Source organism: Solibacillus sp. FSL K6-1781 (genome assembly GCF_038630735.1).
Taxonomy (GTDB): domain Bacteria; phylum Bacillota; class Bacilli; order Bacillales_A; family Planococcaceae; genus Solibacillus; species Solibacillus silvestris.
Window position 1 is genome coordinate 3826949 of sequence record NZ_CP152038.1, and the last position, 23576, is coordinate 3850524.

Sequence of the window (23576 nt, forward strand, 5' to 3'; positions counted from 1 at the left end):
TCCGTTACTTAAAAATTCTCTCTGCTTCATATGCAGAGTCTCTTATATGAAAAGGAAAGCCCGGTCATTGCCGAGCGGTTCAATTCTACTGTTTCTAATTGGGTAATGCTCGTGTAAAAATAGAATAAAACCGTTTATCAAAAAAAAGTACTCTTCACCCATAAGTCTGAAGAGTCTTCGCACAAAATGTATCCATTGCTTTTATTAGTCTAACATGGGTTGTAACGGTATGCAATGATATTGCTTTGTATCAAAATAGTCAGATATTTATTACTCCATTAAAAATTGATACACTTGATCAAACCATTGCTCACAATCATCACTGTAACAAATATGATGTTTTCCACAATCTGAAATATACATTTGCTTTTGTTGCGACTGAATTTGTTGAAATAAAATATGTGCGGTTGCACTTGGTACAATCCCATCCAGCTCCCCTTGTACGATAAAGGTAGGACAGTGAATGTTTTTTATATACGGTTCCGTTTTTTTCACGACCTTCATAAATTCAATCGTCGCTGATAACGGAACATTTTTAAATTTAAATTTGTACCGTGCAAACAATTCATTTTCTTCTAACTTATTGTGCACCATATCCTGGGCAATCGCTCGAACATCTTTTACTAACTGAGTAGGACTCACATACTTGGCTGCAGCACTTAGGAGTACCAACTTTTTTACTGGGTAACGTATAGATAAGTACATCGCAATGACACCACCCATTGAAAAGCCGACGACAATGACTTCATCTACTTGCTTTTTCAACTGCCGATATGCGATTTCCGCTTCCATCATCCAGTGTTCTGCTTTATAGCCTTTCATTGCCAAATTTTCTGCATCACCGTGGCCTGAAAATGTCGGAATACTTACGATCCAATCTATTCGTTGCTCTATATAATGTGCAAATGGCTGTACTTCATACGGTCCGCCTGAAAATCCGTGTAAAAATAGAACGCCGATTTTCATTAGTTCACCTGCTTCCATGAGCTGTTAGTAATTATAATAATCGACATTTTGAGCAGAAAAAAGCTTTTGCACTAAAAAACGAGCTAGCACTAGGCTAACTCGATTGAATGGATAATTTTCTCCAACTGCATTCCACGGGAACCTTTAACTAAAAGGATGGACTCGTTTGTTGCATGAGATTGGATCTTTTCGATAATCGGTGCGTACTCATTCTCGGAATACACTAAATGTTCAGCGTCAAAAGTCTCTTGCAGTTTATTATATAGCCACTTCATACGAGGGCCGTATAAGCAAACATAGCTTATTTCTTCAGGATGAATATGTCCTGCAATTCCTTCATGCATCTTCTTTTCCTCGTTTCCGAGCTCAAGCATATCACCGAGTACAAGCCACTTTTCATTACGGATAGTCGTTTGCTCGACAAATTGGATTGCTGCATGCATCGATGTTGGCGCTGCATTATATGCATCATTAATAAATAATAAATCACCGACGGGAACAAGCTGCATCCGCATATCTGTTAAAACTACTTTCTTTAATGCTTCGCGGATTTGTTCATCAGTCAAACCTAATGACATACTCACAAGCATTGCACTTAAAGTATTCTTTACTTGGTGTTCCCCTAAAACTGAAATAAAGAAATCACCTTGTATTAATCCCTCTACATGGAAGCTGCTTCCTTGTGCTGTCGCTTTAATTTGCGACGCTGCCAAATTCAGTTCCTGGCTAAAGCCAAATGCCTGTGTTTTTAAATGCGGTGTTTTGGCAACTAAGTTTTGAAGTAACGGCTCATCACCGTCATAAAAGAGAATCCCTTCTTCAGACAACCCTTTTACAATTTCAAACTTCGCCTTCGCAATTCCTTCCCGCGATCCTAAATCTTGCATATGTGCTTCACCGATATTTGTAATAATGGCATAATGTGGTCGTGCAAGCTTCGTTAAAAATTCAATCTCACCGAAACCGCTCATCCCCATTTCCAATACGGAAACTTCCGTGTCCTCATCAAGCTGTAAAATCGTGATTGGCAAACCGAGCTGATTATTAAAATTCCCGATTGTTTTTTGTACTTTAAAGTAAGGAGAAAGAGCACCCGCCAAAATATCTTTTGACGAAGTTTTACCGTTTGAGCCGGTAATCCCGATAAATGTCGCTTGATGCTCATTACGGTAACACTCTGCCATTTTTTGAAGTGCAAGCTCTGGGTCTTCCACGAAAATTAATGGCAAATGTGCCGGGGGATTCGGCTCGTCGATCATCCATAAAGAAGCTGCCGCACCTTTTTCAAATGCCTGCTCGACAAATCGGTGTCCATTAACGGCTTCTCCGCGGAAAGGAATAAATAAATCCCCTTTCGTAATTGTCCGTGTATCAATGGAGACACCTGTGACAATTGTTTCAGGAAATGACTGATTTTCTATCGTTAACCATTCTGCAATTTGCTGTAAACTTTTTTTCACTTTTTATCCCACTCAATCTCTGTTGTATTGAAGCTGTTGTTTTTCTGTATAACGTTCCACCGCAAAATCAATCAGCTCTTTAATTAACTGCGGATATGTTACATCTGTATGCTGCCACAGTAACGGATACATGCTGACCGGTGTGAATCCTGGCATCGTATTTACTTCATTAATGTAAATTTCGTTGTTTTCAGTTACGAAGAAATCCGCGCGTACTAACCCGGCTCCGTCAATTGCTTTGAATGCTCTTTTCGCCATATCAACCAAGTTTGTATAGACATCGTTTTGTAATGGTGCCGGAATAATTAATGCCGTCGAGCCATCTTTATATTTTGAATCATAATCATAAAACTCAGTCATCGGCTTAATCTCACCTGCTACTGAAACATTTGGTGTATCATTTCCTAACACAGCAAGCTCAATTTCACGTGCAGTGACGCCCTGTTCAATTACAATTTTACGGTCATATTGGAGTGCAAATTGAACAGCTTTTTCTAGTTCCGCTGCATTTGTCGCTTTGCTAATCCCTACACTTGATCCTAAGTTAGCTGGCTTAACGAACATTGGATAACCTAAAGATTGTTCGCATCTTTTGATCCAAGCTTCTTTTTCCCGCTCCCATTCACTTCGAATAAAGTATTCATAAGGCAATTGCGGCAATTTTGCCATTTCAAACAACTGTTTCATAACTACCTTATCCATACCTGCTGCAGAGCCAAGAACACCGTTCCCTACATAAGGAATGTTCAGTACTTCCAAAAAGCCCTGTACTGTTCCGTCTTCACCGTTCGTCCCATGCAGTAAAGGGAAGATTACATCAAATGGACTTTCCATATGTTTTGCAATGAATTGCGTAATATTATTTTCAGAATGGTCTGATGCTGTTGTAAATTGCAATTGTTCAATCGTTTGAGCGGGTTCTGTTAACTGAGGTCCAACACGCCATTCCCCCTTCAATGTAATAAAAATCGGGAAAACGTCAAACTCATTAAAATCCAATGCTTGTGTTACTGCCTTTGCAGTTGAAAGTGATACTTCATGCTCGGCTGACTTACCACCATATAATAAACCAATTCTTTTTTTCATTTTTTTGACCTCCAGTTTTCACTAACCTTATTTTATCACGAATACACAAAACGCTGAAATCGGATAAAAAACACCCACTGCCCTGTTCGCTGTGAGTGTCAACTAATTTGTATTAATTCATCATAGCCTTGTTTTAATATTTCATCTAAATCGTCCCAAACTTCATCCGGATAATCATAATCACTCAGCAGTCTAATTTCGATTCCATAATGGGAATTTGGTTTATCTAGTTTATATAATGACAGCAATGCGCCTTCCTTAACAAAAGGCCGATATTGTCTTAATGTAGAAGGATCGATTGTCGGTGAGTTGTTTTTACTCTTTCTTCTCCAAAAGCTTCCAACACCTTCTTTATCTCTTATCATTCGATTAAATAGGTTCGAAACAAGTATTTCAGAATCGCCTATAAAACGATAATATACTTTTGTCATTTTGTCAGTTACAGAAGAGTAATAAGCATAGCGATTTTGCAATTTGCTGAAAAAAGGCGATGCAAGCGGTTCACGCTTATGACTTAAATACAGAAGCTCTGCTTGTTCAAGGGGAGTTAATGTATTAATGTTTTTCTCTGTCGTAAAATCTACCCAGCACAAATCTTTCTTTAAGTCGCTTTCCTTTTTTAGAAAATCGCGCATATCATCATTTGTTACAAAATCAAATTGTGTATGCATATTAAAAGAGCCGTTGTCGTACGCGTGCTTTAATAACAGAACATTTTTTACGGGCTCGACCGAAACCATAAATTCCTTCAGTGTAAGACCACTATAAATAACAAAATGTTCGACATCGTTCATATGAATATATAAATGATGCATAAAATCTTCAGCAGATTTCATTTTCTTCGCCACGATTTGCACGCCCCTTTAATATGAATAATATGATTATTATATGACTTCTCATTCAAATTTGAAACATTTTCTCACCTGTTTCGTCCAACTTTTAAATTAGTCTTACTAAAGTAATTTTTATAAGAATATGATAAAGTAAATAAAGCTTAAAACATTCTAGCTATTCGTGTTAAATATTTCCTATACGGAATCGCTACGAAAAGTTGGGACAACATAAGAACCTTCAATTTGTTGGTATCTTCTGGCCCTTTAGTGGGCTAAATTTAATAATTTAAGGTGAAATGAATGGATACAAACAATTATAATTTCAATAAACGGTTCGACTGGCCGCTTACTACCATCCTAATCATATTTTTGGGGGTAAGTGTACTTGCAATCGCATCTGCACAAACTTCCGGTCAATATGGAATAAATTTCATACCGAAACAAATAATAAACTATGCTATTTTTGCCTTTATTGTTGCCTTTGTCATGTACTTTGACCCGGATCAGTATAAAAAAATGGCATGGCCTTTGTACGGTTTCGGAATTTTATTATTAATTGCCCTTGTTATTATTCCGACATCAACCGGTTTAACTGTCGAAACAAACGGAGCAAAGAGCTGGTTCAAAACACCAATCGGTAATATTCAACCTGCCGAATTTATGAAGACGTTCTATATTTTAGCTTCTGCCTTTTTAATTAGTAAGCACAATGAAAATTACCAGATTAAAACCATTAAATCCGATTTATTGCTGCTCGGCAAAATTGGGTTAACGTTGGCAGTACCGCTTGGCTTCATTATGATGCAACCAGATTTAGGCTCTGCTCTAGTATTTTTTGCTATTACTGCAGCACTTGTGATCGTGGCAGGTGTCACTTGGAAAATTGTTTTACCGTTGTTTGGCGGAGCAGCAGTTATAGGCGGGTCGTTATTATGGATGGCACTGTATATGCAGGACTTCCTGGAAAAGACATTTGGATTCCAGCCATACCAATTCGCCCGTATTTATTCATGGATCAATCCATACGAATATGCGACATCAGACGGCTATCATTTAATAACTTCACTAAATGCAATTGGCTCCGGTGAGGTTTTCGGTAAAGGATTCATGGCGCGTGAAGTTTATGTTGCCGAAAATCATACAGACTTTATCTTTGCTGTAATTGGCGAAGAATGGGGCTTTATCGGTGCAAGCGCTGTTATTTGTCTCTATTTCCTGTTAATTTATCACTTAACGAAAATGACATTATTGTTAAAAGATCCATTCTGTACTTATGTATGTGCAGGGATTATCGCCATGATTACATTCCATGTATTCGAAAACATCGGCATGACGATACAATTACTGCCAATTACCGGTATTCCGTTACCTTTCATTAGCTATGGAGGTAGTTCGATGATGGGGAATGCCTTAGCGATCGGTCTTGTATATAGTATGAAGTTTCATTACCGAACATATATGTTTACAACAAATGATCCCGACGATGAATAAAACAAAAGGACCCGTGCATATCGCGGGTCCTTTTCTTATTGCTTCATATGAAAATAACGGATGACGAGCAAGGTTTCAACACACCTTACTTTCATTAATTTTGCGCTTGTGGAGTTTGTGTTGGTGGTGTTAAAACTTTTAAAAGCTCAAGACGAGATTTCGTAACTGTCGCCGTAACACCTAATTTTGATAAGTTTGTAACAATACGCTTTAAATCAATCTCTTTCGCCATTTGATTACACCTCAAACTTTCCTTTGTTAATATATATAACGATTTTTCATGTTAAAAGTTTCAATTTAATAAGGTCAGACCTTCTAATACTTCATATATTACCACGTAAAATCTTATTTTTCTTTCCTGTTTTGTGACAAATCTAAAACATAATTAATCTTAACCTTTTTTAAGCAATAATAAACTTATTTAAATTTATTTAAGAAAAATTATTCCTAAGTAATTTTTATAATTACTTTTGAAATAAATTACATAAACTTCTCGAATACATGTTATTTAATAATTTCATTTTCCACGTGTAGTTAAAAGGGATTGTATTGTATCCCCAACCATGTTTAACAAAAATTACAAATGGAAATATTGTAAAATATCATAACCATTTTTGTGAAGTAAAACCGATTAGGAATAAACAAATTTTCGTTCATACGACCTTTTAAGTTAGTCATTTCACATAGATGTTACTTCAGTAGGAGGAACTTCAAATGTCACATATAGAAAAAAACATTTATATTCCAAAAGAATTGACCCATTATCATACGAGTTTAAGTCACTCAGCTGAACAAGCAGCCATTTTGAACCCGGTGAAACAACCTTCATTTTTGCATGAAAGCAAATTTGCCGGGCTTCCGTTTCTAACAAACAAAATGGAACATCCAAAAGATAATCAAAATCGCTATATGCTATTTTTGGCACAGCTTAATTTTGCGGAAATCCAGCTGGATCACCCATTTCCACAAGATGGTATATTACAATTTTATATTCCCCAACAATGTTATGAAAAGGAAAAGTTTCATTCGGAATGCCGTTATTTTAAAGTACAATATATACCTTATCAAGGTCACTATAATGAATTTATTCATGATTTCACCTATTTAGAAGATGTAAACTTCAGCAGTTTCCCAATTCAGCAGGAAATGAAGCTTATTCCTAAATCACAATTTGAACCGGTATCGGCAATGGATTACAGATTAAATAATTATTTCAAACCTGAAATTATGGATGCACCTATTACACTGGATGACCGTTCATTTCAGGATGTATATTTGGAAAGTTATTTAGCAGCAGAACATAAAATTGGGGGCTATCCATATTTTATCCATCAGGATTTCAGAAAAACATCGCCTTATTTACAGCACTATGACACATTATTACTGCAAATCGTTTCAAACGATGAACAAAATATTATGTGGGGAGATAGCGGTATTATCAGCTTCTTCATCAATTCCGAAAAATTAGCGCAATGCGATTTCTCGGATATTTACTTCCATGTTGAGGAATACTAAACGTTAAGAAGCACTCGCTTGAAGTGTTTCTTTTTTTGTTTTGCTTCCATAGGCTATAATGATAAGAAAGAAGGAAAGTAGGTGAATCTTTTGAGCGCAATTACACAAAGTTCCATTTTAGTACCACTTATTATGTTTATTAATATTCTTTTTGCCCTGACTGTCATTTTTTTAGAGCGCAAAAAGCCTTCATCGACTTGGGCATGGTTGCTCGTTCTTTTTTTCTTACCGTTTGTAGGATTTTTCCTCTATTTATTATTAGGTAGACAATTGAGAAAAAAACACTTATTCCGTTGGGATGGAAGAAAAGATATCGGAATTGAACAACTGATCAGTTATCAAATTGAAGCAATTGAGAATAATGAACTGGAACTACGTGTAGAACATATTAAAAGTTATAATCATCTCATTTATATGAATTTAAAAACAAACAACGCTGTCCTGACACAAGATAACGATGTAAAAATTTTCGTTGACGGCAGTGACAAGTTCGAAGCACTTATCAATGATATTTCACATGCCAAAAACCATATTCATATTCAATACTATATTTTCAAACTGGATAATTTGGGCCAACGCATTGTAAATGCTTTAATCAAAAAGGCTAAACAAGGTGTAAAAGTAAGAGTACTATTTGATGAAATGGGCTCACGCGGAGTTCGGAAGCGGCATTTTAAAGAGCTGATCGAAGCTGGCGGTGAAGTAGAAGTGTTCTTCCCTTCGATCTTACCCCTCATCAATCCACGTTTAAACTTTAGAAATCATAGAAAAATTTCCATAATAGACGGGCGTATCGGCTATATCGGGGGATTTAATGTTGGGGACGAATATTTAAGTTTATCGGATCGTTTCGGCTACTGGCGGGATACCCATCTGCGTATTGAAGGGAGTGCTGTCCATCCATTACAGACTCGCTTCATTTTGGACTGGAATCAGGCAAGCGCCAAAAATGATATTTGTTATGCGGAGCGTTACTTTCCGATTATCCCTCAAAAAGGAACGGCCGCTCTCCAAATTATTTCTAGTGGACCGGATACAGAATGGGAAGTAATTAAAAACAACTACTTGCATTTAATTACGAATGCAAAAAAATACGTGTACATACAGTCCCCGTATTTCATTCCAGATGAATCGTTTTTTGACGCTATTCGAATCGCTGCCTTATCCGGAATCGATGTACGGATTATGATTCCAAATAAACCTGACCATTTGTTTGTCTATTGGGCGACTTATTCATATGTAGGGCCACTCGTTGAGGCGGGAGCCAAGGTGTATCATTATGAGAAAGGCTTTATTCATGCAAAGATGATTGTTGTAGATGATGAGATTGCTTCAGTTGGCACTGCAAACATTGATGTGCGGAGCTTTAGTTTAAACTTTGAAGTGAACGCTCTTCTTTATGATAGATTATTGGCTCACCGCCTTGCTGAAATATTTGAAAGTGATATATTAGACTGCTCCGAGCTCACATTTGAACTGTATAAAAACCGTTCCAATTTTATTAAATTCAAAGAATCCATTTCCCGTTTATTATCACCGATATTATAAGGGAATCGAAGTAAGCGTAAAGGTAGATCAGGTGAACTGATATTCCTTTTACACACAGTAAAAAACCAATTTCCTCCTTGTGAGAAAATTGGTTTTTTCGTTTATATTCCAGCTTCAAGTATCATTGTATTCCTAAATATTCTTCCAGCGTTACGCCTACTTCATAAACTTTTGCAGCTAGTTCGCCTTCTAAATAGCGGAAATGCCATGATTCATGCATGAAACCTGTAATATCTTCTTTTCCTTTTGGATAACGTAAAATGAAGCCGTATTTATGAGCATTTTGTGCTAACCATTGTCCCGCTTCAGTTTGGCCGAATTCATTTGTCAGCCACAGCTCTTCACGGCCTTTTTCCCCAATATCAAAAGCGAGGCCAGTCTGATGCTCGGAATACCCAGGTCTTGCACTATAGCGATCAGCTGCTTCCTTTCCGTCTCTCTTTACATAACGATCATATAGCGTTTTTTGATAATCGTAAGAACGGAAACCACTAAATGCAACAAGCTCTAGTCCCTCTTCCATTGCAGCCTTTGCCATCTTTTCAAAAGCTGCTCGTGCTTTAGGATCTTCTCCTTTATTGTAGGTAGCAGGTAGTGGATTTTTCTTGTTCGCGATTAAAACCCCCTTCACAAATGTAGGTTCTGTCGCAGGCTTTTGGCCAACAATATATCCATTTTCAAGCTCCACTTCTTCCGTAACAGGAGCTTCTTTAGCAGGTTGCTGATTTGGCTGCTCACCGGAATTTGTCGGAGGCTTCTCGCCGTTTTTATCTGAAGAAGGCAGATCAGCACCATTTCCTTCTTGTTGCTTCAATGGTTCTTCGGTTTCATTTGTTTTATTTTGTGTCTCTACATTTTCAACTTCGTTTGGTTTAACAGATTTTTCTTCTGTTTGCGCTACTTCAAATTTATAATAAATAGATCCTAAAATCGCGATTAAAATAATAATTGAAATGGATACAATCATTGCGATCGGACTTTTTCTGTTTGCTTTTCTGTTCATTCCATTTCGCCTTCTTTTTCTATTTTTATCCTGTGACAATAACAAATAAAACAATAATCGATAAAACCGCAAAGATCATCGACATCTTCTGCATCCATTTTGCTTCTTTTTCATGCCCCTTTTCTTTAAAGGTACGTGAACGGAAAAAATTCGTAAACGTAAACATGATTGTCATTGCTAAAATAGCCGCTTCCATATTTTGTTTCACAATAAAAAATAGTGCCGTTAAACTAGCTCCTGCCACTAATACGAGTGATATCGCTCTTTCATATTTTTTCATTATTCTCTCCTTACATGATGATTACGTTTTCTACTTTAGCAATCTAATTTTCAACCTTTGTTTAGTATAAAACTAGCTTAATTGATAATGCAATTTTGAAAATCTTCAAAGGTACAAATTTGTTTACAAATAAAAAACTCTACATGTAATAATATATACCATGCAGAGTTTTCATATAGTATTCTTTTTTTTCTGAAACTTTCAGCTAAACAAAGAATAAGGAAATTAAACTAACTTATCTGCCCAAAGTTTAAGGGACCATTATATATACACTATTCAACTTTGAATATTAAACACTTTCGTACGCTACTTCCGGAATTTCAAATCTGAAAAATTCATGATGCAGTTCATCACGGAAATGCTTAGGTGTTACACCTGTGTACTTCTTAAAAATTCTAGTGAAATAACTCTGATTGCAGAAATGAAATTGATCTGAAATTGATGTAATGCTTTTATTCGTATGACGTAAATAATATTGGGATTCCTCTACACGGCGGACATTTAAGTATTCCACTAAAGTAATTCCTACATGTTCACGGAAAATACGCGATAAATGACTCGTACTAATATGGAAGTTCGCTGCAATACTTTCAACTGTTAAATCATTTTCCAGCTCATCATTTATGTACATAATTACTTTGTTTACTGTTTGGTGACGGAACGTAGGCTGTTTTCGATCCGCAATAAAGTACACATAAAAATCGATTAAGTCATCTGCAAACTGCAGAAACTCGGCATCCTTCATCTTGTTTTCAATCATATCTGCACAAGCTAAATTGAAGGCAAATGCTTTTTTAGAAGGGACTTGATTATCTAAAAGCTTACGCGCAACAATTGATGATAACGTAACAAAGTATGAGCGCACTACTTTAATGACTTGTTTTCCGAAGCGTACGGATAATATGTCAATAATTTCGTGTAATGTCTTCTTTGCTTTGGCTACTTCTAAATGATAAACTTCAAAAATCAATCGAGATTCCAGAACAAAAAAATCTTCGATACCAGCATATTGATTGATATTGTCAATCTCTTGAAAATACCGCTTTGAAATTGTTTCCGAGATTGAATATTGATGTAGTTGCATAAGTTACCCCATCTTTCTTCAGAATGACCTTCTATTACTTATTAGAAAGACAAGCCCAATACGAAATGTACAAGAAATTGTCATAATTCTGCAGAATGGTTATGTTCCTACATCAGCCAGGTCTGCATTTCATAATAAGTCATATCATTATATTAATCATAAGAAAATTCCATAGTAGAATTTCTTTTATTAAGCAAAGTAATTATTTATACAATTTAATATTTATACTATCTATAGTATGCTTTATTTCCCGCATAATAGTACATTTTATTAGTAACTATAGTGAATATTACCATATTATAAGTTTTCCTTTCAACCTAATTTTAACAATTCCCCTAGGACAAAATTATTAGGTTACTTCCAATTATAGAAATAAAGGAAATTAAAAATTGCATATTTCGCTTAATCATACTCTTTTAGCATAGTAATTTTCACGCTATTTTTTCACTGAAACTTTTTGACAAAAATCCATTTTTAGATGTTCAAAAAATATTTTTCATTTTAAAAAATCTTCCCAACCCAATTTCTTTAAATATGTAGTAAAATAGTTCATAATTGTATAAAATGCTTATAAAGAGGTGTTATAAAGTGGATCCAAGACAAATAGAAGAAATTATGGAAGTCATTAAAGAGTTTTTCCCTGAAAATACATCAATTGCTATTTCAGATACAAATGAGTATTTATATTACCAGCCAAGTAAGAAAGTAGACTTAAAAATCAAACCAGGCGACCCGATTAAAGAAGGTTCAGCTGCATACAAAGCATTAACGTATGGCCAAAAAATCAATTCTTACATTGAATCGGACGTATTCGGAGTTCCTTATTATGGAATGAGTATTCCTCTCATCGAAGAAGGTGAAACAAAAGGTGCTATTACAGCAATCTTCCCTCAAAAACCTTCTCCATTTTTAACTAATTATATTACAGTAAAAATTGATGACTGCTGGTACCCAATTAAACATAATCAAGTAATTTATCTTGAGACTCAATTGCGTAAAACATTTGTAAAAACGATGCACCGTGAAGGATACCACCGCTTGAACTTAAGTGATTTGGAATTATTTTTAGCTCCTGATTCGTTCATCCGTTGCCACCGTTCTTATATTGTTAATATTGATTATATTGATGAAATCCAACCAGATTCACACTCAACTTTCCTGCTAATCATGAAAGACGGTACACGTATTCCTGTAAGCCAACGCTATGCAAGCTACTTCCGCCGTTCTTTAGGATTCTAAAATTGTTTAAAAGCGACTCGTACAAACGGGTCGCTTTTATTCTTTCTCCCTCTCCCTTGGCCTTTTTACCTATTCCGTTAATTTTAATTGTGCAAATTTGCTAATTAATCAACCAGCCAGCTTTACATTCAATTCATTTTTATCTCTCTTTTACGATAAATTTCTCTAATAAACACCTTTTAAGCGCTTTTATGTTGCGCGTGAAGTAAATGTGACAATTTGATGATAATATTAGCATAAATGCCGGTTTACTACCTGGTGAAAAACACAGAAAATTATAAAAGTTTTCTGTTTATCAAACGATTAAATAACTTATTAGGGGAGGATTTTTTAATGGATCCACGAGTTGAGAAACGTTTAGGTTTAAAACAATTAGTAGATAAAGTTGTATCTGCTGAAGAAGCTGCTGCTTTAATCCAAGATGGCACAGTAGTAGGGATGTCAGGATTTACTCGCGCAGGTGATGCTAAAGTTGTACCAATGGCATTAGTAGAGCGTGCTAAAAATGAAAAATTTAAAATTGATGTATATACAGGGGCTTCATTAGGTCCTGAAGTTGATAACTACTTAGCTGCTGCTGGTGTTATTAACAAACGTGGTCCTTTCCAAGGGGATTCGGTAATGCGCGGTTTAGTTAACAAAGGCGAAATTTCTTATGTAGACGCACACCTTTCTCATAATGCTGAGTTAGTACGTCAAGGAATTATCGGTCCTATTAAACACTTAATTTTAGAAGCAGTTGCAATTACAGAAGACGGTTTAATTATCCCATCTAACTCTGTAGGTAACTCACCAATCTTCGCTGAATATGCAGAGAATATTATTATCGAATTAAATATCTCTCATCCTGAAGCATTGATCGGTATTCATGATATCTATGTTCCAGGTGAACAAGGTAAGCGTGACGCGATTCCAATGACAAATGCTGAGCAACGTATCGGTGAAATCGGTATTAAAGTAGATCCAGCTAAAATTAAAGCAATCGTTATTTCTGAAGAGCCAGACGCTCCTTCATTAATCGTTCCTCCAGATGAGGAAACGCAGGACATGGCAAACATCTTATTAGACTTCTTCCGTTCTGAAATTAAAGCGGGCCGTTTAACTAATGAATTAATGCCATTACAATCAGGTGTAGGTTCTGTAGCAAACGCAGTATTAGACGGCTTTGCTGATGCAGAATTCGAAAACTTGGTAGTTGCTTCTGAAGTATTACAAGATGCAGTATTCAACTTAATTGATGCTGGTAAAGTACGCTTTGCTGCTGCAACTTCTATTACACTTACAGAAGAATTACAGAAAAAAGTATACGGCAACTTAGAAAAGTATGCTGATAAAATTTGCTTACGTCCACAAGAAATCTCTAACCACCCAGAGCTTATCCGTCGTTTGGGCTTAATCTCAATCAACACTGCTCTTGAGTTAGATATTTATGGTAACGTAAACTCTACACACGTTTCAGGAACTAAAATGATGAATGGTATCGGCGGTTCTGGTGACTTCGCACGTAACGCTCGTCTTGGTATCTTCGTAACGAAATCATACGCAAAAGGCGGCGCGATTTCTTCAATCGTACCAATGGTTTCTCACGTAGATCACACTGAGCACGATGTAGACGTAATCGTAACTGAACAAGGTATCGCTGATTTACGCGGACTTGCTCCAAAAGAGCGCGTAAAATTAATCATCGAAAACTGTGCTCACCCAGATTTCAAAGAGCAGTTATGGGATTACTATAACCGCGCTTACGAAGCAACTGGCGGCGCGCACACTCCTCACATTTTAGAGGAAGCTCTATCTTGGCACGTAAATCTTGCTAAAAACAAAACAATGAAAAAAGAAACAGCTAACGCTTAATCTTTTACATGTTAAAGGGTTTGTCTGAAACGATTTAAAACGTTTCAGGACAAACCCTTTTTATCGTTTTGGTTCAAACGTTATTAAACCTCCACATCATAAAAAAAGGAGGCTACTTTCCCGCCTACCTTGTTTTTATATAGTTCAGCTGTTCGCTTATGCTCGTTTGTCCTGTTCATGATTGTAATAATCTGTTGTTGTTTGAGCGCCTTCTTCGACCATTTGGTTACCTTCTAGCGTATGGTCTGCAATGTCTCCAGCTGTCACTGCAACATCTTCCAGTGATTCTTCTTTGTAATCTTCTTTTCCGACAGAAGCCGATTTAGCCATATTTGTATCTAAATCTCCTGTTGATGATGGATGCGCGTTTTCATTACTATAACCAGCCGATTTGTCTTGAACTTTCTGCATTAGGCCTTGCACTCCACCGCTTTCATTCACTTTCCCTTTTGCTTTGTTTAAATAATCCATTGCTTTATCACGGTTTTCCTTTTTACTTAAAAATGAAGCAGCACCTGCTAATAATCCAGCAACTACAACGCCTTTACCTTTTAATTTAGCCATAATAATATTACCTCCCAATTCGAAATTTAATTTCACTTTTCATATAAATTAATATACCCTTCGAAATTCTTTTAAAACATTTGCTGTTATAGGATTAAAAAATACCTGAATTGGATAAATATATATAAATAAAATAAAAGGAGTGTTCAATATGTTTCAAAACAAAGAAATTACATATAAAGGTACGGAAATTTTTGCACTTCTCGGTGTCTCAGGAGTTATCACTGCTATGATTTCATTATTTGTAGGGTTTTAAACAACCATGTTCGTAAATCTAAAGAAAGTTATAATTCCATAATAAAACACGATTTTCAAAAGAAATGAAAATCGTGTTTTTTTATATTGCTATACTTTTACATCGTCATACGCGTCGCTTTTTTGGAATGAAGAAACGACATATGAGCAAATGGCATTCATCTTGTAATTGTTTTCTCGTGCGTAGTCCGCAGCTGCATCTAAAAGCTTTTTGGCTACCCCTTGACCGCGCAGTACATCCGATACATACGTATGGTCCATATTCATGACACCATCACGTAAAACCCAAGTAATCTCAGCAACACGCTGACCATTCAACTCATATTCCAGAGCACCATAGTTGTTCCCTTTGTCTTTATAAATAAATTCCATATTTCTCCCTCCTTTTGTACTTCACAATATACCATAATTTGAATTTTCATTAAAAATAAAAGCACCCGTTAAGGAGTGCCTTCATTAAAAACTATTTTATTTGAACCAGGACGAAATTGTATCGATTAAATTATTGAAGAAATTTTTGACGCTTTGCCAAAATCCTTCATCCTCCAGTATTGCACCGAACTTCTCATCGAACTTTGCCGTTAAATCCGATAACTGTGAAGATAATTTACTGAAGTCAATATTCAGATTACTAATTCGGTCCATTAAATCAACTAAAAGCTGACGGTCTGCTTCACTCAAATTGATTTGCAGTTTATTCAGCTGTTCTTCAACTATTTGCTGAACCTCTTCTTTTGTTGCCGGTTTATTTTCTGCAATTGCTTTTTTAATTTCCGTTAATAGTTCCGCTACTTGTTCATCTGAAACACCTGCCGATTCGGCAAGTGATGTAGCAACGGATAATTCGTCATTTGCGACATCTGTACGTTCAATATCTAATGTCTCACCTGTTTTTACTTCATATGCTTTATATATACCGACTAATGCAGAGTGACCTGTTACTGGTTTTGGTGCTGCAATTTCTACAATCGCATCTTCAATACCTGCCGTTAACATGGCACTTGCATACATTTCCGATGTTACTTGTGTAATATTATCTGGTGTTACGATACTAATTGTAAGTCCCTTGCCTGCATCTTGGCGTGTAATTTTAGCTGATGAAAACATGCGTGAACTAGGGTTACTATCTTTTATATATTTTGCTAAATCCTGTCCTGTAATCGTAATTTCATCTATTTCTGTCTCTTTATCTACACGCAATGCTATTTTCACTGTTTCTTTTTCATCAGCAGATAAATTACCTCCATAAACAACGATTGGTACGCCGAGCTTTTCATTGATTGGATTCTTTTGTTCTGTAGCAGCCGCAGAAGCAGACATTGGTAAAACAAAAGAAATCAGTAACACAAATGCAGCAATAACAGCCATCCATTTTTGTTTCATTTATAAATCCCCCTTTACGAATGTATATGTTGTCCAATTTTACTATACATTCTTTAATTAATACGAATAAAAAAAGTAAAAGGTTTCATATACATTTCCCCTTTTACTTATAGTTGTATCTAAACGATTTCTGTCCAGCCGTCTTTTTGCGTAATTTTGCGCGCTTTCATTAAAGTACCTAGTGCACGCTTAAACGAACCTTTACTCATCTTGAACATTTCAGAAATTTCCTCTGGTGTTGACTTATCACCAAACGGCATTTTTCCGCCGACACTTTCCAAATATGCAAAGATTTTTTCCGCATCTTCTCCTAAACGCTCATGCTTTCGAGGTAAAAATGATCCGTTTAACGAGCCATCTTCCTTCACATCAATAATACGCACCTGCACTTCTTGTCCTAAACGAGGCTCAGCCTTCATTTCAGATTCGTGTACGAAAATACGATAAGGGTTATCAACGCCTAATAAAAATGAACCTACCGGTAATAGACGGTATGGTCGAGCAGTAATATTTTTGTTGAACATGTCTTCCGCTGCGCCTTCATACATGTCATTAACTTTTTCTTCAGTAATTAGACGACCAAATAAATCACCGTTGCGATCTGTACGTAATGTAATATACAAATGATCTCCTGACTCTGGCCATACTTCTTCAATAGCCGGTAAATCTTCGGCACGCACTAGTACTTCACGTGACGTACCAATATCACAAAAAGCACCTTCTTTTGTCACTTTTAACACACGCGCCCAACCGTAATCCGCTTCTGTAATATGAGGAATTGCCGTCGTTGCCTGAAGGTCTCCCCGGCGATCTGTATAAAGGAATACTTTTAAAACATCGCCAATCGCAATTGTTTCTGCTACATCTGATGCATTTAAAGGAATTTCCAAATCACCATTTGTTAAAATATAGCGTGACCCTTGTTCTTCCAATACCGTTAATTCCACTACTTGTCCTGATTTTATTAACTGATTCATCATATTCTCCTTTTTCTTGTCAATCATTACATACTATGATTTGATTTCATTTCTTCCAGCTTCTTTGTAATTTGAGGCTCTTCTTCTAAAAGCTGCACAAGATCAGCAATGCGATCAATGGAATTCCAGCTCAAGTGATGTTCAATACCTTCAACATCTTCATATATACGTTCTTCATCGACCCCTATTAAACGCAAAAATTGTTCCAGCAAATCATGTCGCTGAACAAGTCTCTTTCCTAACTTTTGCCCTTTTGGCGTTAATGTTAAGCCTCTATATTTTTCATATATCAAATAGCCGTCTTTATCTAATTTCTGCACCATTTTTGTAACGGAGGAAGGTAGAACAGATAAAGCTTCCGCAATATCGGACACACGCGCATACCCTTTATGTTCAATTAGTAGATAAATTTGTTCAATGTGGTCCTCCATGCTAGGTGTTGGCATAGCTGTTCCCTCTCTTTCCAATTGCTCCTTTCAGTTTACTACAATTTCACGCAAAAAGTTAACTGAAAACAGTAAACACCGAAATATACATCCGCTTGGCTGCATAACAATTTGGTTCCGGTTACATAGGAAGCGGATTAGTCATCTGTTGCCGAAAATCGTGACAATTTTAAACTATGCAAAAATGGGTTAAAAGAAAAAGGCTATTGCAATTAGTATGCCCCTAATTGAATAACCTCTTCATTTTATCTTTTAAAAACTTGATCATAACTGCTTATATACATAAAAACGCATTGATATCATTTCTTATAGATGCTTAGGATATTGTTTTACGATGTGAAGTGCACGAATAATTTGTTTGTTAATTTCCTCAAGATATTCCGGGGTGCTCATTTGTTTAAATACAGCATCTCTCGTCTCATCTGACGTAACATAACGAGCAGGCAATACATTTAAAACAATTGCATTCACATCCATCTCACATTGTTCACAATGGCAAAATGTTTGATATTCAACGCCATGCAGCAGAAAACTAACAAGCCCTTTTACAATTTCCTCTGTAACATTTATTAATTTAATACCTGACATTGTATCTTTCGCCTCATTTATATAACTAGATTGTCTTCTTTAATCATATAACGCGAAGTAATATAACTCAAACATTTTTATTAGCATATGTGACTATTTTACTTTAATTTTATATTTTCAACTCTATATTTTAACTCATTCCAATATCAATACTGCACTACTTTTCTCCTTTTATTAACGTATAAAATTTAAAGCAACTTTTAAAAAATATTGAAAAATCCTCCCTTTTGAAAAAGGGAGGATCCATTCAAACTTCTATTCAGCTTTTAAAATTAACTCGTAACCATGGTCGATATCGCCATTGATTTTTGTTTTATGATAGCGGCCGTAAACCCAGTTTGACGTTTGGTTGTCATACCATTTAGACTTCACATGTCCGCTCTGCCCTGGACCAACAATATGATATGCTGATTTTAAATTATCCAAGTCAGCTACAAAGCGCCATGATGCCCCGTGATTTACATTCCCGCTGCCATCTTCAGAAGCTGCTTGTACGGTAACACTAGAACCGCCAACCGGTAGTTTTTCAGGGTTGACATAGTCCGCTAAAAAGTCGGATGCGCTTGCTAATGGATGATCGAATGTGAGCTGATTATAGCTGCCCCATTTCCATTTTGAAACCGACGTCCCAAATTTACCTTTAATTTTTGTAACTGCATCCTCGAATGCAGTGTAAACGAATTTATCCAGTCCGCCTTCTTCTGTAATCCAGACACCCGGATTACCTGCATATGCATCACGCAGCATCTGGTCGGTAATTTGCGATTTAGCTGGCATTAATTTATAAACATCTTCAGGCATTGCATCTTGGAATAATGCCTTTTCCATATTTTCAATTAAGAAATGGTATACAAGTGGTGCACCTTGGTCTTTATCATCATAATACTCCCACTCTTCCAGAAGTGTTATGACATTCTTGTATTTGCCATCTTTATCTTGAGCTTTAATCGTTTCAAGTAAGCCTGGTAAAAATTCTAGGGCATGCAAATTCTTTTTATCCATTTGCATCCCTTTCATTTCTGCAACAGACAGCTTTAATAATTCACCTGTTTCCTCATCATACATTGGTGTTTTAATCATCTCTACGATTCGCTCATATCGATAAGGCTGTGCCCATAGATTTGAAATATGGTAAGGGTATTCCTCGCCTACAACTTGATTATTCGCTGTTGCAATAAACCCTTCTTCCGGATTAATAACAGTTGGCAGCTCATCAAACGGGATATAGCTTTCCCAACCGTATTCCGAAGAGTTACCTGGCACTGGCAATGCACCTGTACCTTGTTTACGGATTGGTACTAGACCATTTGCTTTGTATGCAATTGTTCCATCAGTTGAAGCAAACACAAAGTTTTGCGCCGGTGCTTTAAAGTCCTCTAACGCAACTTCAAACTCTTCCCAATCTGTCGCTTTATTGAAACCTAATACTGCTTTTAGTTCCTGTGTTGATTGTAATGCTGTCCACTGCATAGAGAACTGCTCTTTCATCTTTGTATCTTTAAGCATAATGTTGGAAATAATTGGACCATGGCGTGTTTCCACAACTTCAAAGTCCACCGTTTCACCGTCTTTTACTTTGATTGGCTCTTGTCGAACAGTTGCCTCTTCCCATTCGCCGTCATATTCAAATTGATACGGGTTTTCCGGGTTGGGTGTTTCAATATATATATCTTGCACATCTGGGTTCACATTCGTTACGCCCCATGCAATTTGTTCGTTATGCCCAAGAATAATTCCAGGGATCCCTGCAAAAATTACACCACTTACATTTTGTTCTGGTGATTGCAAATGCATTTGATACCATACAGACGGGGTGCTTAATCCTAGATGCGGATCATCTGCAAGCAATGGCTTACCTGACTTTGTCAGCTCGCCACTTACAACCCAGTTATTACTGCCGTTATGTTCTGATGGTAAATAATCTGTTGGAATAGCACTTGCAATATCTGTTTCCAGATTTAAATTCGCTTCAATAATTGATTGTGCGTTTTCTGGATACTCTACAAATAATTCTTCAGCTTGTTCTTGTGTATAGTTTTGCATTGCCCATGAACGGAATACTTGCTGATTCCAGTTTCCGCCTAAGTCATATGCCATATATTTTCCGATTGTCAATGAATCAATCGGTGTCCATGCTTCAGGTTTATACCCAAGTAATTTGAATTCATATGAAAGTTTGCTTGTATCTTTTACTTCATCGATAAAAGCATTTACACCTTCTGTATACCACTCCAGGATTTGTTTTGACTGGGCATCATAATCATCCCATGATTGTTCCGCAGCATGACGTAAACTAAATGTCCGGAAAAACTTATCTGTATTTACTGCAGATTCACCTACGACTTCAGCTAATGTACCACTTGCTTGACGGCGCGCTAAATCCATTTGAAATAAACGATCCTGCGCCTGTACATAGCCTTGTGCACGGTAAAGATCCGCATCAGACTTGGCAACAATGTGCGGTACTCCTACACCATCTCTCGTAACTTCTACATCCTCATCTAAAATGGAGACAGCAAGCTCACCTTCAATGACAGGTTTAGAATTTGATACGTATAAGTGCAATCCTGCTACCGCTGCACCACCTACAATAATTAAAATCCCAACTGCCCAAATGACAATGTTAATAAATTTGCGTCCTTTTGACTTTTTCGCCTGTTGCGCCATAAATTCCACCTCTTTTTTTCGTTTTTTACAAAGCAATATGCTGTAAAAGTTCTATTTCTATTAGTCTATTCATCTTACACCGTTTTTAATTTTAATACGATAGGGCAATGATCGCTACCTAAAATTTCTGAATGTATAGATGCTTCCTCTATTTTTTCAACTAGTCGGTCAGAGATAATAAAGTAGTCGATGCGCCAGCCGATATTTCGCTCACGTACTTTCGCCATGTAACTCCACCATGTAAAGTGGTCGGTTACATCCGGATGGAAATGACGAAACGTATCTGTAAACCCACTTGTGAGTAAGTCTGTCATCTTTCCGCGCTCTTCATATGTAAATCCGGAATTACCGATATTGGATTTCACATTTTTAATATCCAGTTCACTATGGGCAACATTTAAATCTCCACAATAAATGACGGGCTTTTTCGCATCAAGTTCCTTTAAATATATTCTCATTCGGTCTTCCCAAAGCAGCCGTTCCTCCAAACGAGTTAAATCTCTTTTTGCATTCGGTGTGTATGTATTCACTAAATAAAAGTTTTCATACTCCAATGTAAGGATTCGGCCTTCATCTGCCGCAATTTCATTTTCAATGCCGTAATAGACAGCTAACGGCTCGTGTTTCGTAAATACCGCTGTACCGGAGTAGCCTTTTTTCACTGCTGAATGCCAATATTGATAGTATCCTTCTAGTTGGAGATCAATTTGTCCTACCTGGCATTTTGTTTCTTGTAAACAGAAAAAGTCCGCATCCATTTCCCGAAAATAATCCAAAAACCCTTTATTCACACATGCACGTATCCCATTCACATTCCACGAAATAAATTTCATCTTTCTTACTCCTTTTATGTAACATATATTAAATTAACCATTAAAAAAAAGAGAACTCGCGCTAAATTAGCACGAGTTGGAGTTGCACTTTATCTTTCAAGATTAGTCTTCACCGACGATTTTTACTTCCATTTCCAAATCGATATCGAACTTCTCTTTTACGACACGCTGTACCATTTGAATTGTATCGATATAGTCTTTTGCCGTAGCATTGTTTTTATTGACGATAAATCCTGCATGCTTTGTAGAAACCTCGGCCCCACCAACACCCTTACCTTGCAATTCACTATCCTGAATGAGCTTACCTGCAAAATAACCTGGTGGACGTTTAAATACACTGCCTGCTGAAGGATATTCGAGGGGTTGCTTCGATTCACGCTGGAATGTTAAATCAGCAATTTTTTCATCGATTTGCTGTTGATCGCCTTGCGCTAATTGGAACGTAGCTGACAGCACGAGATATCCTTTTTTTGCAATAATACTTTTACGGTAAGAAAGCTCCAGTTGTTCGTTGTTCAGCTCAAGAATCTTTCCTTCCGGTGTCAGTACCCTACAAGATGTGACGATATCTTTAACCTCACCACCGTAAGCGCCGGCATTCATCGCCATTGCTCCTCCGATCGAACCTGGAATACCGCATGCAAATTCAAACCCAGTTAAACTTTTAGCTGCAACTTGTTTTGACACTTCTTTAATCAATGCACCACTTTGCGCATAAACCGTATTACCTTCAATGCGAATTTCATCCAATAAGGCAAAATGCAGGACGATTCCACGGACACCACCATCACGAACGACCATATTAGACCCGTTCCCCAGCATGAGTAGCGGTACATTATTTTCATACGCATACTTAACGACAGCTGCTGCTTGCTCTTCTGTATTCGGCAGCACTAGAATATCTGCCTTACCGCCTAGTTTTGTCATCGTATATTTTTTTAGTGTTTCATTTATTTTTATATTAGTTGAAGGAATCCATTGTAATAAATCATTTTCCCACTGTTGAATTGTCATAAAAAACATTTTCCTTTCTTGTAAAGCTGACGTACTTTTTTAAGTATCTGTTTTTATAACGCTTTTTACAAGTAAAACAACATGATTTATAACCAAGTTTTCGCCCAAATCTCAATTTCTCTAACAGTTTGTTCAAGGGAAAGCCCTTTATCTGTTAAATTATACTCTACACGAACCGGTACTTCTGAGTATACTTTACGTTCAACAATTCCTTCTTTTTCGAGTTCCTTTAAACGCTCCGACAATAAGCGTCCACTAATCGGCAATGCTGCTTCGATCGCATTGAAACGTTGAGGTCCTTCCAACAATTGATAAATAATTAAAGCGGTCCAGCGTTTCCCAACAAGCTCCATTGCTTTCGATAGACGCGGACATAGCGCTGATTCTTTCATTTTCTTCACCTCATATTCACTACTCTAAATCTAAATTTATTTAACTGCTACATATTATATTACCACTTCTCATCAATTACGAAAAGTAAGTAGCTTAC

General features: G+C 36.7%; 23 protein-coding genes. 5 read left to right on the top strand and 18 right to left on the bottom strand.

Going from position 1 to position 23576, the window contains the following annotated elements:
- Positions 1–270: 270 nt before the first annotated feature.
- The 4 genes from MHH37_RS19405 to MHH37_RS19420 all read right to left on the bottom strand — a co-directional run bounded on the left by MHH37_RS19405 (position 271) and on the right by MHH37_RS19420 (position 4360).
- On the bottom strand, positions 271–966 hold the full coding sequence (locus tag MHH37_RS19405) for an alpha/beta fold hydrolase (RefSeq protein ID WP_342574310.1): 696 nt from the start codon (positions 964–966) through the stop codon (positions 271–273).
- Between the two features lie 89 nt (positions 967–1055).
- Positions 1056–2426, bottom strand: a complete 1371-nt coding sequence (murF, locus tag MHH37_RS19410; RefSeq protein ID WP_342574311.1) for a UDP-N-acetylmuramoyl-tripeptide--D-alanyl-D-alanine ligase — start codon at positions 2424–2426, stop codon at positions 1056–1058.
- 12 nt (positions 2427–2438) lie between these two features.
- Positions 2439–3512, bottom strand: coding sequence for a D-alanine--D-alanine ligase (locus MHH37_RS19415; RefSeq protein WP_014822531.1), 1074 nt, complete (start codon positions 3510–3512; stop codon positions 2439–2441).
- Positions 3513–3610: 98 nt separating this feature from the next.
- The gene (locus tag MHH37_RS19420) at positions 3611–4360 is read right to left on the bottom strand and encodes a hypothetical protein (protein ID WP_008405792.1); all 750 of its coding nucleotides are present in this window, start codon (positions 4358–4360) and stop codon (positions 3611–3613) included.
- 285 nt (positions 4361–4645) lie between these two features.
- Between MHH37_RS19420 and MHH37_RS19425 the strand changes: the two genes are divergently transcribed.
- Positions 4646–5836: an FtsW/RodA/SpoVE family cell cycle protein gene (locus tag MHH37_RS19425; RefSeq protein WP_008405793.1), complete on the top strand. Its 1191-nt coding sequence runs from the start codon at positions 4646–4648 to the stop codon at positions 5834–5836.
- 94 nt (positions 5837–5930) lie between these two features.
- Here MHH37_RS19425 and MHH37_RS19430 read toward each other — a convergent pair whose 3' ends face one another.
- On the bottom strand, positions 5931–6068 hold the full coding sequence (locus MHH37_RS19430; protein ID WP_008405794.1) for an Lmo0850 family protein: 138 nt from the start codon (positions 6066–6068) through the stop codon (positions 5931–5933).
- 482 nt (positions 6069–6550) lie between these two features.
- Between MHH37_RS19430 and MHH37_RS19435 the strand changes: the two genes are divergently transcribed.
- Positions 6551–7351: a YwqG family protein gene (locus MHH37_RS19435; protein ID WP_008405796.1), complete on the top strand. Its 801-nt coding sequence runs from the start codon at positions 6551–6553 to the stop codon at positions 7349–7351.
- 81 nt (positions 7352–7432) lie between these two features.
- Positions 7433–8899, top strand: coding sequence for a cardiolipin synthase (gene cls / locus MHH37_RS19440; RefSeq protein WP_014822528.1), 1467 nt, complete (start codon positions 7433–7435; stop codon positions 8897–8899).
- A gap of 121 nt (positions 8900–9020) precedes the next feature.
- Here cls and MHH37_RS19445 read toward each other — a convergent pair whose 3' ends face one another.
- From MHH37_RS19445 to MHH37_RS19455, 3 genes are all read right to left on the bottom strand, one after another.
- Entirely contained in the window at positions 9021–9902 is an 882-nt protein-coding gene (locus MHH37_RS19445; RefSeq protein WP_342574315.1) for a M15 family metallopeptidase, read from the bottom strand.
- Positions 9903–9927: 25 nt separating this feature from the next.
- Complete coding sequence (locus MHH37_RS19450) at positions 9928–10182, bottom strand: hypothetical protein (protein ID WP_008405800.1); 255 nt, start codon at positions 10180–10182, stop codon at positions 9928–9930.
- Between the two features lie 289 nt (positions 10183–10471).
- Positions 10472–11266 (bottom strand): helix-turn-helix transcriptional regulator, encoded by a 795-nt coding sequence (locus MHH37_RS19455; protein ID WP_014822526.1) that lies wholly within the window; start codon positions 11264–11266, stop codon positions 10472–10474.
- 588 nt (positions 11267–11854) lie between these two features.
- Between MHH37_RS19455 and MHH37_RS19460 the strand changes: the two genes are divergently transcribed.
- Positions 11855–12505, top strand: a complete 651-nt coding sequence (locus tag MHH37_RS19460; RefSeq protein ID WP_008405802.1) for a LytTR family DNA-binding domain-containing protein — start codon at positions 11855–11857, stop codon at positions 12503–12505.
- A gap of 333 nt (positions 12506–12838) precedes the next feature.
- Positions 12839–14359 carry a succinate CoA transferase gene (locus MHH37_RS19465; RefSeq protein WP_008405803.1) on the top strand — a complete coding sequence of 507 codons (1521 nt, stop codon included), beginning with the start codon at positions 12839–12841 and terminating at the stop codon, positions 14357–14359.
- A gap of 156 nt (positions 14360–14515) precedes the next feature.
- On the opposite strand, the gene MHH37_RS19470 is transcribed toward MHH37_RS19465, so the two are convergent.
- From MHH37_RS19470 to MHH37_RS19515, 10 genes are all read right to left on the bottom strand, one after another.
- Positions 14516–14923, bottom strand: a complete 408-nt coding sequence (locus tag MHH37_RS19470) for a 3-oxoacyl-ACP reductase (RefSeq protein WP_342574317.1) — start codon at positions 14921–14923, stop codon at positions 14516–14518.
- A 345-nt stretch (positions 14924–15268) separates the two neighbouring features.
- A complete protein-coding gene (locus MHH37_RS19475) occupies positions 15269–15550 on the bottom strand; it encodes a GNAT family N-acetyltransferase (protein ID WP_008405806.1) in 282 nt (93 codons plus the stop codon).
- Positions 15551–15646: 96 nt separating this feature from the next.
- Positions 15647–16561, bottom strand: a complete 915-nt coding sequence (locus tag MHH37_RS19480; protein WP_008405807.1) for a DUF1002 domain-containing protein — start codon at positions 16559–16561, stop codon at positions 15647–15649.
- Between the two features lie 119 nt (positions 16562–16680).
- A complete protein-coding gene (locus tag MHH37_RS19485) occupies positions 16681–17538 on the bottom strand; it encodes a S1-like domain-containing RNA-binding protein (protein ID WP_008405808.1) in 858 nt (285 codons plus the stop codon).
- 26 nt (positions 17539–17564) lie between these two features.
- Positions 17565–17984, bottom strand: a complete 420-nt coding sequence (gene mntR / locus MHH37_RS19490; protein WP_008405810.1) for a transcriptional regulator MntR — start codon at positions 17982–17984, stop codon at positions 17565–17567.
- Between the two features lie 306 nt (positions 17985–18290).
- Positions 18291–18572: a late competence development ComFB family protein gene (locus tag MHH37_RS19495; RefSeq protein ID WP_014822522.1), complete on the bottom strand. Its 282-nt coding sequence runs from the start codon at positions 18570–18572 to the stop codon at positions 18291–18293.
- A 255-nt stretch (positions 18573–18827) separates the two neighbouring features.
- Positions 18828–21239, bottom strand: a complete 2412-nt coding sequence (locus MHH37_RS19500; protein WP_342574318.1) for a penicillin acylase family protein — start codon at positions 21237–21239, stop codon at positions 18828–18830.
- Positions 21240–21313: 74 nt separating this feature from the next.
- Positions 21314–22072 carry an exodeoxyribonuclease III gene (locus tag MHH37_RS19505; protein WP_008405815.1) on the bottom strand — a complete coding sequence of 253 codons (759 nt, stop codon included), beginning with the start codon at positions 22070–22072 and terminating at the stop codon, positions 21314–21316.
- A 102-nt stretch (positions 22073–22174) separates the two neighbouring features.
- Positions 22175–23086, bottom strand: coding sequence for a UDP-N-acetylmuramate dehydrogenase (murB, locus tag MHH37_RS19510; protein WP_014822519.1), 912 nt, complete (start codon positions 23084–23086; stop codon positions 22175–22177).
- An 86-nt stretch (positions 23087–23172) separates the two neighbouring features.
- A complete protein-coding gene (locus MHH37_RS19515) occupies positions 23173–23478 on the bottom strand; it encodes a helix-turn-helix domain-containing protein (protein WP_008405817.1) in 306 nt (101 codons plus the stop codon).
- Between the last annotated feature and the right edge of the window lie 98 nt (positions 23479–23576).